Genomic DNA, 12,950 nt, shown 5'->3' with positions numbered 1-12,950 from the left:
AGGAGGCTTTTAAATTATTTAGAATTTGTAAACATTTGTTTAATACTGTCAAGAGAACTTAAAACACCTGTTGCTTCATACGGCATATAAACAATTTTGTTGCTTTCACCACTAACCATTTCTTTAAGCGCTTCTATGTATCTAACGGCAATAAGATATTTATCGGGGTCGCCGTTATCTTTAAGCGCCTCTATAACAAGTCTGATTGCCTCGGCTTCTGCCTGGGCTACTTTAATTCTTGCTTCCGCTTCACCTTCCGCAGTCAAAATTGCGGCTCTTTTTTCACCTTCGGCCTTATTAATTTCAGCTTCTTTAAATCCCTCTGCTTCCAGTACTTTCGAGCGTTTTAACCCTTCAGCTTCAAGGATTGTCGCTCTTCTGTCACGTTCGGCTTTCATTTGTTTTTCCATTGCCGCCTGAATTTCTTTTGGCGGAACTATATCCTGAAGCTCAACTCTGTTAACCTTCACGCCCCACTTGCTTGTAGCTTCATCTAACGAGGTTCTGAGTTTTGCATTAATAATATCTCTTGAAATTAGTGTTTCGTCTAAATCCATAGAGCCTATTATATTTCTCAAAGTTGTTTGGGTTAATTTTTCTATAGCATCAGGGAGATTTGCAATTTCATAAACAGCGCTTTTAGGGTCAATAATTTGGTAGTATAAAAGCGCATTAATACCTATAGTAACGTTATCTTTTGTAATTACATTCTGTCTTGGAAAATCATAAACAGATTCTCTAAGGTCAATTCTGTCCTTTAATTCAAGCATATTAATAGTGCCGCCGCCAACAAGCATTCTGGATATTTTATAGTGAATTCCTCTGGGTAATTCCATAAAAGGAATTAGAATATTTAACCCATGCTGCATTGTACGGTTATAAGACCCCCAACGCTCAACAATAATAACTTCAGCCTGTTGGACAATTTTTACGCTGGTAAGTACAAAAATTACAGCAGCTGAAATCAAAACAATAATAAATAAAGACATTACTTTCTCCTTTTTAATTATTTCTTTCTTACAATAGCACTCATTGATTCTATTTTTTCAATTATAACGACACTGCCTGATTCGATAACCGAGTCATCGACAGACTTTGCCGCCCATTCTTCATCAAAAACTTTTATTCTGCCTTTTAATTGGGCATTATCTACCTGCTCTATCACAGTAGCTTCTTTATCATTATATATATTGGTATTTGTATCATCTTTTACTTTTGATATAAAAAGCGGTCTTATAAATTTTATCAATAAAACTGCCAATATAGCGAATACTATTGCCTGCCATAGCAGTGAAAATTCAAGCCAACTTAAAAATGCAACGATAAAACATGCAAAAGCAATGCTTAACAAAAAAAGTGTCGGGGTGAAAATTTCCAATATAACAAGCACAATACCAGATATAAGCCAAACTAACCAAAGTTCCATTCTTTATTCTTTCCTTTACTGTATCATTATTTTATAATAACATTGGATTAAAATTTTGACCAGCTAATATCAGGAGTTAAGAATGACAGAATATGTAAAAAGTAAAATACGTTCAATCCCGGACTTTCCCAAAAAAGGAATTTTGTTCAAAGACATAACAACAGCTATAAAAGATACTTTGGCATTTAAACAAATTGTTGATTTTTTCACAGAGCAATTTAAAGATATGGATTTTGACTACATAGCAACTATAGAATCGAGGGGGTTTTTCCTGGGCGCTCCTATTGCTTATCTTATGGGAAAAGGGCTGGTCTTAATAAGAAAACCCGGCAAACTTCCTGCCAAAGTACATTCTGCTGAATATACACTGGAATACGGCAGCGACAAACTGGAAATCCATGCCGATGCTTTGAAAAAAGGCAGTAAAGTTATAATCATGGATGATTTACTTGCAACAGGCGGCACATTAGGCGCTTCAATGGAACTTATAGAAAGATCGGAAGCTCAAATTGTCGCTTCTGCTTTTGTTATGGAGCTGCAAGATTTAAAAGCAAGAGAAAAATTTGATAACAAAGTAAATATTATCTCCATGATTAAATATTAGAAAATATTTACATATCTTAACATCTTTTAAACCAACTAGACAACAAAATGTTGACTACCCATATCCCTTTATTTTAAGGGGTTTAAATATATTTAAAAATATTATTCTTTCATTTTTTATTTAATATGCCTCAAAACATGACTACACAAGGATTAGACATGGCAATTATTAAAAACAGAATGTTTTTATTTTAGTAAGAAGACTAATAAAACATTTTACGTTAGCTTAAAGGAGCAAGCCGATGGGCGCGATAGCAGGTCCAAACATAATACTTTTGATGATGGTAGCGATGGAGCATGATTTACAGGCTCGTATCAACGCTAAATCTGACCAAAGACAAATGCTGTCCATGAAGAGTATCTTTTTAGCTAGCCAAAAATCCACTTACTTCCAGGCAAACGGCAGTATGTCAGGTAATGACCCCAGAAGTAACGCTATCAATGCTCAATTACAAATGTTAGAACAGCAAGAAAAAATTATTCAAGCAATGGATAAAGTCCTTGATATGGAATTGAACAAACTGCAGAATGAATTGAAGATGGCTCAACAGCGCAGAGAAAATATGCAGAAAACCTTAGATAAGAATATTGAAACAGCCTTCGGCGGTGGCGGTAGATAATAATTAAAGCTTAAAAAAAAAGGGGCATCTAAAAGGCCTCTTTTTTTTTGTTCAGATTATTCGTGCTAATATCTTATAAGGATAAGGTTATAAGATATGCCAAAAGTTTTAAAAACACCTTTTAGTGAAAAAGAAGTATTAATCCCTGACGAAAATAACAGTATAATAATTTTTGCGATAGAAAGCAGCTGTGATGAAACGGCATGCTCCATTGTAAAAGACGGCAGAGAAGTTCTGGCAAACGTCATCGCTTCTCAAATTCCTATACATAAACAATACGGCGGAGTAGTACCTGAAGTTGCCTCAAGAGAACATTTAAAAGCCATCAATGCCGTAATTGAAGAAACTTTTACCCAAAGCGGTCTGACAGGACATAACATAGATGCGTTTGCTTCGACAATGGGTCCGGGGCTTGTCGGCTGTCTTTTGGTAGGGGCTAATGCCGCTAAGACATTAAGCCTTGTTTACGATAAACCTTTCATCGGAGTTAATCATTTAAAAGGGCATGTTTGTGCAAATTACTTAAATTCGGATTTAGAACCGCCTTTTATCTGTCTTTTAGTAAGCGGCGGGCATACTCAAATTATTAAAATCTCGTCTTTTGATGAACAGGAAATTGTAGGCGAAACGCTTGATGACGCCATAGGAGAGGCATACGACAAAGTAGCAAGACTGCTGGGCATTCCCTATCCCGGCGGTATCAATCTCGATAAACTGGCGCAAACGGGCAATCCTGACGCTTATAAAATCCCAAAACCAAAAGTCGGGGAATTTGATTTCAGCTTTAGCGGGATTAAAACCCACATGCTCAAACTAATCCAAAATTTAAAAAACCAATGCGAAAAAGATAACACCCCCATGCCTGTAGAAGATATAGCGGCAAGTTTTCAAAAAACGGTATGCGAATATTTGGTGGAAAAAACCAAGGCATGCGCAGACAAATACGGATATGAAACCATAGCGATAGCCGGCGGAGTAGCGGCAAATTCAGAACTGAGAAAAAAAATGTCAGCGCTAAAAGATGAAGGCTACAATACTTTTGCACCACAGATGCAGTTCTGTACAGACAATGCCGCTATGATAGCAAGCTGCGCTTACTTTTTGTCTGATGTGTATACGGATTTGACGGTAGAAGTTTTTTCAAGAGCTTAATAAGGTTTGGTGAATTTTCCCATAATGACATCAGACTTGGCGCCTGTTGCAGACTTAACGTTATTTGCCATGTCAAAGTAAGCGGCATAAGCAAGAAATGCAAATGCTATAACTTCTTTGAATTTATTTGAAATCCCAAAGTCCTCATGTGTCATAATAGGAATTTTATTATCAAATTCAGAGGCTAACATCTTTATTATAGTTGAGTTATAAGCTCCTCCTCCGCCTAAGATAACACGGTCGATTTTATTATTGGGCAAAATAAAATCTTTGTAAGCATTGGCAATGGTTTTTGCGGTAAAAGCCGTAACTGTAGCCATAACATCTCTTGCATCAGACGGAGGATTGGAGTTCAAAAACCGTTCAATAAATTGCAAGCCAAAAAGCTCTCTGCCTGTGGTTTTTGGCGGTGAAAGCTTAAAATATCCGTTTTGCATAAGCAAAGCAAGCCAATCTTCATCAACTTTCCCTGATTTTGCTATTTTACCGTCTTTATCATAAGGAACACCGAAAAATTTCTTCGCACAATAATCAATTATCATATTCCCCGGTCCGGTGTCAAAAGCCATTGTATCAATATTTTCACCAACCATAGTAACGTTTGAAATACCACCTATATTTTGAATAGCACTGTTTAAACCGTCTTTTTTGAAAAATATTTCATCGAAATACGGCACTAAAGGAGCGCCATCTCCGCCTGCGGCTATGTCTTTTGTCCTGAAATCACTTACAGTTAAAATTCCCGTTTTTTGGGCAATAACAGAAGACTCGCCTATTTGCAGGGTACTTTTTAGAGAATAATGTTCAAATTTTTTATCAAACGGATAATGATAAACAGTCTGCCCATGGGAGCCTATTAAATCGATATCAGATGTTGAAATCCCTGTTTTTTCGCACAAAGCCAAAACCGCCTGTGCAAAATATTCGCCAATTAAAAAATTTGTCTGGCAAAGGTGCTTAATACTGACATGTTTTTCAAAAAGTTCAAAAATCCGCTCTATCATCAAGGGAGAATATTCATATACAATCCCGTCAATAAATTCAAAAGTAAAATCAGGTCTTATCCTCACTAAACCTGCGTCAATACCGTCAACGCTTGTTCCTGACATCAACCCGATAACAAGCATTTCTTTGGGGTTATTTGACAATTTCTGTTTCATACTCGGGGTTTTCTTCCTTCTTCTTCATAAGCTCATCCATAGTCAACAAACCTGACTGAGCGCCGTATTGGGTAACTACATAAGCAGAGTTAATTGATGCCAGTTCAAGTGAATCGCCTATACTTTTTTCAAGCTCAATATAACAAGCGCAAAAAGTACTTGCAAAACAATCCCCTGCACCCAGCGTGCTAACCCTTTTGCTCGGGAAGTTTTCGATATAATAGAATTTTTCACCGTCATAAGCATAAGCACCTTTTTTACCGTCTGTGATAACCACTACATCTTGTACGTAGACCTTAAAGGCTTTAAGCATTTCTTTAACGTAATCATTAATAGGTGAGTGCTTATATTTTTGGTAGCGTTGTTCTATTTTGGTAACTTTTGTTGCTTCCTGAACGTTCAAAGTTAATACGCTAACCGCTCTTAAGGTAGAGGCAAGCTCGTCCAAGGTCTTATCAAGCGCCTTACTGCCCAAGTTATAAGCCAATTTAATATTATTTTTCAAACAAAATTCCGCAACAAATTCTACTATATTGTCTTTAACAGAACTAACAGGCGCACAATAAATCCATTTTGTTTTTTTTAGCTCTTCAAGATTAATATCAGAAATCATCAAATCCGAGTTAGCGCCTCTGTAAGCCAAAACCGTTCTATCCCCTTCAAAGCTCGTCAATATTATTGAAAAACCGGTTTTTTCTTCCCCTGTAGCAACAATAAGATTTTCGCTTATATTATGATGTTTTAATCTTTCCCGTACGCTAACTGAATTTGCGCCTGTACCTATTTTTATCACAGTGGCAGTGTTTAATCCCAGCGTTGCAAGACAAACTGCCGTATTAACACCGCCGCCGCCTACATCAAAAGACTGTTTGTCAATCTGTATTTTTGCTCCATAAGGCAGACAATATAATTCCGCCTGTCTTTCTATACTGCGAACAGAAACTATGTGCGCATCATTGCTCTCAACAAATGTATCAATTGTTGCACTTCCAAAGGTTACTACATCAAACATTTTTCACTCCAAACTAATTAAGCTTAGAAAAATTATAGCTTCTCAATGAGGTATAAGTCAAAAACGTATCTTTTTATTTTGTACTATTTACGCCTAATTCCCGTGCAAATTCATATGAAATTTTTTCCGATAAAGCTTTTGCGTACTTGGGATTTTCTCTTGCATAAGATTTTATTGCCAATTTAACGGCATCCGTAAGGGTAGCAACATCACCGCCATTTCTGCTTACATAAATATAGCGCAGCATTCCATCGTCATTAAATGACGGCAGGGTTCTTTTTAAACTCTCTAAAGCCTCGCCGTTACCGCCGCTTCCATTGTCCACTATTATGCTAACTACGGGTGTATTTTTAATTTTTTCTCTTGTTATATTTCCTTTTATATAATTTTTCAAATTAAGCATTTCTACATCATTACTGCTATCACCTGATACAATAATCAAATCATCCGACTCTATAGCTTTTTTAAGCGCAGCCAAAGGGTCAGACAACTTCGAATAAACAGGTTGTACATTCGGCTTAATTTTAAGTCTTCTGCCGTCCACTTCCGTTATAAAATCACCCAGTTCATTATTTGCACGATGTTTGTTAAGATTTTGCGCAAGAGCATTTGCAATCTCGGGAGTTTGCGCCTTCAATCCTATAAACAACTTCCCGTCGTCCTCTTTAACAACATAATTTTTGGGACGCCCTGCATCCCGGTAGGTGATTTTAAAGTTATAATCAGAGCTGTTATTGGTAGGTGCATACACAAGCTCATTGCCGGTTTTGTGCTCGCAAAAACGCTTTATTCTGTGCTTAAGTGCTTCATACTTCCAGTTAAAAGCTTTTGCCGCCTCTCTTTTTTGATAAGTAATAGTATCAGGAAGATAAAGCCTTGATTTATGAACGAAATTACTGTATTCATCAGGGTTTGGGTTTAGCTTTTTAAATTTATCTATAATAGCGGCGGCTTCAGGCACCAGAGCAAAGTTATCACCGCCGTCTCTGCTCACAAACCTGTCAGGCAAAGGGTGAGCTATTCCGTTTTGCTCAAAAGTAAATACGTTGTTTTGAAATTCGGGCAGATTTCTACCGCTTGTTAAAGTAAAGGTGAATTTTGGACGTATCTTCGATAAGAAATCGTTAAATATCCCAAAATTATACTTTGCATCCTCAATTTGAGAAGCATTTTCAGGGTTGCGGATATTTTTCACAGCATTTTGACTTGCCTGAAAAAAGGTTTTGTCATAATCAGAAAATAAAGAGGTATGTCCTGCCCTGAAAGATGTTTGGCTTTGATTGCGGCAAAGAGAATTTATAAACATCGCGCTGCCTTGTTTCCCTAACTTCTGCATAAAACAACCAAAAAACTTTCTTTTGATAGTTTATACTTACAAAATCAAAAAATTGTTACATTGAATAAACTTTGACTAAAAGCAAAAAGGTATGTAAAATAGAGTTTTGAGGGGATAATATTAATGAGAACCGTAGATTTAATAACAAAGAAAAAACAGGGCAAAGCCCACACAAGACAAGAGCTTGAATACATAGTAAACGGTATCGTTTCGGGCGAAATTCCTGATTACCAGCTTAGCGCCTGGCTTATGGCAGTGTATTTTCAAGGGATGGACATTGAAGAAACCGCTATTTTAACGGAACTTATAGTTAATACAAGCAAAACACTTGACCTCAGTCATATTTCAAACTACATACTCGATAAGCATTCCACAGGCGGGGTAGGCGATAAAATCACTCTGATTTTAATTCCTTTAATAGCAGCCTGCGGCGGCGAGATAGCAAAGCTTTCCGGCAGAGGACTGGGGCATACGGGCGGCACCATTGATAAACTCGAATCCATAGAAGGCTTTAAAACCGATTTGTCGATGGAAGAATTTACCGCACAGGTAAAAAAAACAGGCTGCGCTATAGCCTCCCAGACAGGTGAACTTGCTTATGCCGACAAAAAATTATACGAGCTCAGGGATGTAACTTCAACGGTAGATTGCCTGCCGCTCATTGCCTCAAGCGTTGTTTCAAAAAAAATAGCTTCAGGCGCAAATGTGATTGTACTTGATGTCAAATACGGCGACGGCGCTTTTTTAAAGACAAAAGAAGAAGCCGAAAAGCTTTCCGTAATTATGGTTGATATTGCAAAAAAATTAAACCGTTCAATAACAGCTGTAATAACCTCTATGGAGGAGCCTTTGGGACATAATATCGGCAACGCGCTTGAAGTCATTGAATCTATAGAAGTTTTAAAAGGTAAAGGGCCTGCGGATTTGGTGGAATTGACTTTAGAGCTTGGAAGTATTTTGCTTGTAAATTCTAAAGTATTTCAAACAAAAGAAGAAGCTAAAGCAAAAATGCTTGAAAGCATAGCAAACGGCAGTGCTTTGGCAAAATTCAAAGAACTTATACAAGAACAACACGGCTGCAGCGAATGTACAGAAGATTACTCAAAACTTCCGCGAGCATCGATAATCAAAGAAATCAAGGCTAAAAAAGAAGGTTTTATAAATACTATAAAAGCCTATGAAATAGCCTTGGGCTGCAAGATTTTAGGCGCAGGCAGGGATAAAAAAACTGATGCTATAGACTATGCAGTCGGAGTGGTACTTAATAAAAAGGTCGGTGAGTTTGTGAAAGAAGGCGAAATCCTATTTACCATACACGCAAATGCTATGGAAAAGTTAATTCAGGCAGAAGAGTTGTTTGAACAGGCTTTTGTAATATCAGATGTGCAAACTGCCAAAGAACCGCTGATTTACAAGGTGATAGAATAATGCTTACCGATATTAATACAGATAATTTAACCCCAAAGAAAAAAGTAAAAATCCTTAACGAGGTCAAAGAAATTTGCTCACAATGCAAGGCTTGCGGTCTTCATAAAACGAGAACCAATGTTGTCTTTTCAGACGGAAACCCTAGTGCAAAACTTATGATAATAGGCGAAGCTCCGGGGAAAAATGAGGATGAGAGGGGTTTGCCTTTTGTGGGTCGTTCGGGACAATTGCTTGAAAGGCTTCTTGCAAATGAAGGTATCACAAGAGCAAACGATGTTTATATCTGCAATACGGTAAAATGCCGACCTCCTGAAAACAGGGTGCCGACGAATGAGGAAAAAGAGCTTTGCAAGGGTTATCTTGATGCCCAAATAAGTCTTATTAAGCCTGAAATTATACTTTTATGCGGAGCTACCGCAGTGCAGTCAATGCTTGATGTCAAAAAAGGTATAACCTCGATTAGAGGCGAGTTTTTCGACGGACCGTTCGGCGCCAAAATGATGCCGATATTTCACCCTGCCTACCTTCTTCGCTACCAATCAGATAAAGAAGGCTCACCAATGCGCCTTATGAAAGACGATATCAAGAAGGTTAAAGAATTTTTGTCACGATAATTAAAAATCAAACAAATCATTTAAATTAATATTGAAAGCTTTTGCCAGTCTTTTAGCTGTCGAAATCGTGGTATCAGAGATACCTCTTTCAATTGCGCTTAAATAACTCGGTGAAATTTGCGTTTTAAAAGCAAGTTCATCTTGTTTTAAATTATGAGAACCACGCAAGAATCTGATACGTTCCCCGAATTTCCTGCATAGTACTTTGTCTAATTTGAACGTCTTTTTACCCATATTAAAATTATGGGATTTGTTTCTGTAAATTACAAACTATCCGATAGTTTTAATATCCTTTAATATCTTTATTATATGAATTATTGACAATTATTTTTTATAAGAATAAGATGCTTTTATGAAAGATGAAAATATACAAAAAATTTTATTGGAAGCAATTTTGACGGGAGAAGTTTTATGTGCTGCCTTGAAATACAGCGAAGAAAAAGATGAAGTTATAGACGGCTGCAGCTATGTAGCCCGACAAATACAACAAAAACTCAAGCAATTATTATCATAATAAACAACAATAATTATTATTGATACTTCCTAACAAATAAATATATTTATGACATTTATAAATATATTATTATGAAGTAATAATATTTTAATTAATGACAAAACAATTGCACAAAAAAGTGTACAAAAATCGGCATTCAATTATATGGAACAGGCTAATTAGGCAACAATATGGAAATTTTTAAGAATTACGGCAATTATAAAAAGTACGAACCGGAATATCTGCATTGGAAAAATAAAATTGACCGGGAAGAAGCCAAACGTCAACAGTATTTGCAAAGCAATCCGTTGAATGAAAAAGAAAAACTTGAGGCTTCTCAAAAAGGTAAAATTCTTCTCAATGCAATTGACATTATGGATGAATATTCTCAAACAAAAGCAGAGGATGTAGAAATTGCTACAGATATTGCCGGAGGTCATATACAAAGTATGATATATGTAGGGATAATGGCTATAGCCGGAATACTATTCACAAAATCTAATAAAATTAACAGCTTTTTTAATAAAATATCCAAAAATTATTCGGCTGAACTAATCGGAATTATGGGAGGGGTTATTGCAGGGCTTGCCTCAATCCCTTTTGTTTCGCTGACTGCAAAAGCCCAAATAGGAGCCTCAAGGCAAGGCAGGTTTGAAGCAATGAGAAAAGAATTGGATAATCCTGCTCATTTTGCAAATTTATCGGAAGAGCAATTGCAAAAAGCCTTGGAAATTTCAAAAAATATACAGCTTGATGAAAATGATTTGAAAAATATAAACAAAGCAAATATACAAAAAAACCCCTTTGATTTTTTTAAAACAATAAATAACCTGTTAAAAGAGAGAAAATTATACCAAAAAGAAAAAAATGAATTTGAAAAGCAACTTAATCAAAACCAAGAAAAATTTGCTAAACCATTAATTAACGATGAAATTCTCGAAGCTAAGAAGGATAAACAATTACTTGCAAAATTGGTCAATAAAATAGATATTGCCTCACAAGATTATGCGGAAAATATTGAGATGCTGACAAATATATCAACCGTTTTATTAACAGGAAGTGGTATCGTTGGAGGTTTATTAACAAATAAGGTTCTAAAATTATGCAAAATTGATAACCTAAAATACGGAAATATAATAAGACCCGCAGCATTTCTTATAACAACATTATTACCTTCAATATTATTTCAATCCTACTTTACAATGCTGCAAAAACAGGGCTCTCGAATAGGACGGTTTAAAGTAAAACAAGAACTCGCTAAAGATATAAATAACTTTGCTTACATTGATGATGAGAAAATTAAAAATATACAGGATGTAAAATTAGCCCCGGAAAAGAAGCCTAATATCTTCAAATTTTTGTTGCAAACAATTAAAGACAACAAAGAGTATCAACAATATTTAAAAACCGAAGCCCGAGAAAATAAAAAAAGAAATAAAGCTGTTTCAAAATTAAATTTATCTCAAGAACAAATAAATAAAGCGAAATCTCTGCAGCTAAATACATTTAAGGCTTTTAACGAGGTTGATGATATGTCCCAAAAATATGCCGAAAGTGTAGAGGCTGTAGGAGAAGTGGCACAAAATACTTTCGGAAGATTGTTTAAATCTTTGGGAATTATTTTAGGGATGATTATTGCCTATAAGCCCATAATGGATGGGAAATATAAAACAATTGAAAGCCTTAAAAAAACAGATTTTTCCAGATTTATATTTATTCCTCTGTTCAGCGCACTTTGTGGTATGATTCCCTCTGTGCTGCTTGAAATTTACGTAACAAAAGAACAGAAAAAAGCTTCAAGAGTTGCAAATATGATGGCAATTAGAAATCTTGACGACTATCGGCATTTTGTGAATTATGAACAGGTAGAAAAAGCTAATATTCAAAAGATAATAGACAATATCTTTAAAAAGCAAGTGATATCTTAATCTATATAACCAAAAGGAGGTTTAATGAAAATTCAATCTATACGAACTGCAACTAACGAGTTAAGTTTTTCTTCCTTGAAAAACAAAAAAGACAGCAATGTTCCAAGTATGAAGCTTTATCCGTCAGCTATATTAACAGCTTCTGCAATTGGTATTACAGCATCTTTGGTTGGGTATACAGAGATAACAAAACAACCTTTGATGAAAAATAAACCTCTAATGTTAGCAATTGGATTTCTAGGTGCTTGCTTAGGACTTGGCTTTTTTACTTTTTCCGAAGCCACTCGTAAATGGTCAAATTATTTTATTAACAAGGAAGCCAACGAAAAATACCTTAACTCTTAAGCTTTTTCAATATTCTGCAGTAAATTTCTAAGATTTATTTTTAAAGGTATTCTCGTGCTATTTACTTTAAAAACATCTAATATATTATCAGAATTTCTAGTTTGAAATAGTATTGTCATTGGCGAATTTTCTTTTCCCATTGATGACATTGAATTTTTCAAAAAGGTATAACCTCAATCAGAGGCGAGTTTTTCGACGGACCGTTCGGTGCCAAAATGATGCCGATATTTCACCCTGCCTACCTTCTTCGCTACCAATCAGACAAAGAAGGCTCACCTATGCGCCTTATGAAAGACGATATCAAGAAGGTTAAAGAGCTTTTGGATAAAGATTAAAAATCAAACAAATCGTTTAAATTAATATTGAAAGCTTTTGCCAATCTTTTAGCTGTCGAAATCGTGGTATCAGAGATACCTCTTTCAATTGCGCTTAAATAACTCGGTGAAATTTGAGCCTTAAAAGCCAGCTCATCTTGTTTTAAATTATGAGAATTACGCAAGAATCTGATACGTTCCCCGAATTTTCTGCATAGTACTTTGTCTAATTTGAATGTCTTTTTACCCATACCAAAATTTTGGAATTTGTTTCTGCAAATTACAAACTATCCGATAGTTTTAATATCCTTTAATATCTTTATTGTATGGGTTATTGACAATTATTTTTTGCAAGAATAAGATACTTTTATGAAAGATGAAAATATACAAAAATAACAAAACAAAATGGCTAACCTATCGATTAGCCATTTTTGAGCGTTGAAAATTTTGTTTTTCTAGCCCATTTCTCTCTCTTTCCCTAAAAATTGAATGATATACCTCATTCAAAAAGCACTCCCC

15 protein-coding genes are annotated in these 12,950 nt (G+C 35.6%); 8 read left to right on the top strand and 7 right to left on the bottom strand.

From position 1 onward, the window contains the following. Positions 1-14: 14 nt before the first annotated feature. Complete coding sequence (locus tag PHX18_07730) at positions 15-989, bottom strand: SPFH/Band 7/PHB domain protein (protein MDD3594500.1); 975 nt, start codon at positions 987-989, stop codon at positions 15-17. A gap of 17 nt (positions 990-1,006) precedes the next feature. Next, a complete protein-coding gene (locus PHX18_07725; GenBank protein MDD3594499.1) occupies positions 1,007-1,426 on the bottom strand; it encodes an NfeD family protein in 420 nt (139 codons plus the stop codon). A gap of 82 nt (positions 1,427-1,508) precedes the next feature. On the opposite strand from PHX18_07725, the gene PHX18_07720 reads away from it, so the two are divergent. The 3 genes from PHX18_07720 to tsaD all read left to right on the top strand — a co-directional run bounded on the left by PHX18_07720 (position 1,509) and on the right by tsaD (position 3,801). Continuing rightward, complete coding sequence (locus PHX18_07720) at positions 1,509-2,030, top strand: adenine phosphoribosyltransferase (protein MDD3594498.1); 522 nt, start codon at positions 1,509-1,511, stop codon at positions 2,028-2,030. Between the two features lie 241 nt (positions 2,031-2,271). Further along, positions 2,272-2,649: a hypothetical protein gene (locus PHX18_07715; protein MDD3594497.1), complete on the top strand. Its 378-nt coding sequence runs from the start codon at positions 2,272-2,274 to the stop codon at positions 2,647-2,649. A 96-nt stretch (positions 2,650-2,745) separates the two neighbouring features. Beyond that, positions 2,746-3,801 (top strand): tRNA (adenosine(37)-N6)-threonylcarbamoyltransferase complex transferase subunit TsaD, encoded by a 1,056-nt coding sequence (gene tsaD, locus PHX18_07710; protein MDD3594496.1) that lies wholly within the window; start codon positions 2,746-2,748, stop codon positions 3,799-3,801. Here the strand turns inward: tsaD and PHX18_07705 are convergent. The 3 genes from PHX18_07705 to PHX18_07695 all read right to left on the bottom strand — a co-directional run bounded on the left by PHX18_07705 (position 3,798) and on the right by PHX18_07695 (position 7,309). Continuing rightward, complete coding sequence (locus PHX18_07705) at positions 3,798-4,961, bottom strand: anhydro-N-acetylmuramic acid kinase (GenBank protein MDD3594495.1); 1,164 nt, start codon at positions 4,959-4,961, stop codon at positions 3,798-3,800. The genes tsaD and PHX18_07705 overlap by 4 nt on opposite strands. After that, entirely contained in the window at positions 4,939-5,973 is a 1,035-nt protein-coding gene (locus PHX18_07700) for a carbohydrate kinase family protein (GenBank protein MDD3594494.1), read from the bottom strand. The genes PHX18_07705 and PHX18_07700 overlap by 23 nt, the downstream gene beginning before the upstream one ends. 73 nt (positions 5,974-6,046) lie before the next feature. Continuing rightward, positions 6,047-7,309 (bottom strand): hypothetical protein, encoded by a 1,263-nt coding sequence (locus PHX18_07695; GenBank protein ID MDD3594493.1) that lies wholly within the window; start codon positions 7,307-7,309, stop codon positions 6,047-6,049. Positions 7,310-7,432: 123 nt separating this feature from the next. On the opposite strand from PHX18_07695, the gene PHX18_07690 reads away from it, so the two are divergent. Together PHX18_07690 and PHX18_07685 are read left to right on the top strand one after the other, a co-directional pair. Beyond that, on the top strand, positions 7,433-8,737 hold the full coding sequence (locus tag PHX18_07690; GenBank protein MDD3594492.1) for a thymidine phosphorylase: 1,305 nt from the start codon (positions 7,433-7,435) through the stop codon (positions 8,735-8,737). After that, entirely contained in the window at positions 8,737-9,351 is a 615-nt protein-coding gene (locus tag PHX18_07685; protein ID MDD3594491.1) for a uracil-DNA glycosylase, read from the top strand. The genes PHX18_07690 and PHX18_07685 overlap by 1 nt, the downstream gene beginning before the upstream one ends. Here the strand turns inward: PHX18_07685 and PHX18_07680 are convergent, their stop codons facing one another. Then, the gene (locus PHX18_07680; protein ID MDD3594490.1) at positions 9,352-9,585 is read right to left on the bottom strand and encodes a helix-turn-helix transcriptional regulator; all 234 of its coding nucleotides are present in this window, start codon (positions 9,583-9,585) and stop codon (positions 9,352-9,354) included. It lies immediately after the preceding gene. A 118-nt stretch (positions 9,586-9,703) separates the two neighbouring features. On the opposite strand from PHX18_07680, the gene PHX18_07675 reads away from it, so the two are divergent. The 3 genes from PHX18_07675 (at position 9,704) to PHX18_07665 (ending at position 12,117) form a co-directional block, all read left to right on the top strand. After that, positions 9,704-9,865, top strand: coding sequence for a hypothetical protein (locus PHX18_07675; GenBank protein ID MDD3594489.1), 162 nt, complete (start codon positions 9,704-9,706; stop codon positions 9,863-9,865). A gap of 170 nt (positions 9,866-10,035) precedes the next feature. Then, on the top strand, positions 10,036-11,772 hold the full coding sequence (locus PHX18_07670; GenBank protein MDD3594488.1) for a hypothetical protein: 1,737 nt from the start codon (positions 10,036-10,038) through the stop codon (positions 11,770-11,772). Positions 11,773-11,796: 24 nt separating this feature from the next. Next, the gene (locus tag PHX18_07665) at positions 11,797-12,117 is read left to right on the top strand and encodes a hypothetical protein (GenBank protein ID MDD3594487.1); all 321 of its coding nucleotides are present in this window, start codon (positions 11,797-11,799) and stop codon (positions 12,115-12,117) included. 331 nt (positions 12,118-12,448) lie between these two features. Here PHX18_07665 and PHX18_07660 read toward each other — a convergent pair whose 3' ends face one another. Then, positions 12,449-12,682: a helix-turn-helix transcriptional regulator gene (locus PHX18_07660; GenBank protein MDD3594486.1), complete on the bottom strand. Its 234-nt coding sequence runs from the start codon at positions 12,680-12,682 to the stop codon at positions 12,449-12,451. Between the last annotated feature and the right edge of the window lie 268 nt (positions 12,683-12,950).

Source organism: Candidatus Gastranaerophilales bacterium (assembly GCA_028696075.1).
Taxonomy (GTDB): domain Bacteria; phylum Cyanobacteriota; class Vampirovibrionia; order Gastranaerophilales; family JAILCC01; genus JAQVHS01.
Note: the sequence above shows the minus strand (reverse complement) of the source record. Positions and strands in the feature narration are given on the sequence as shown.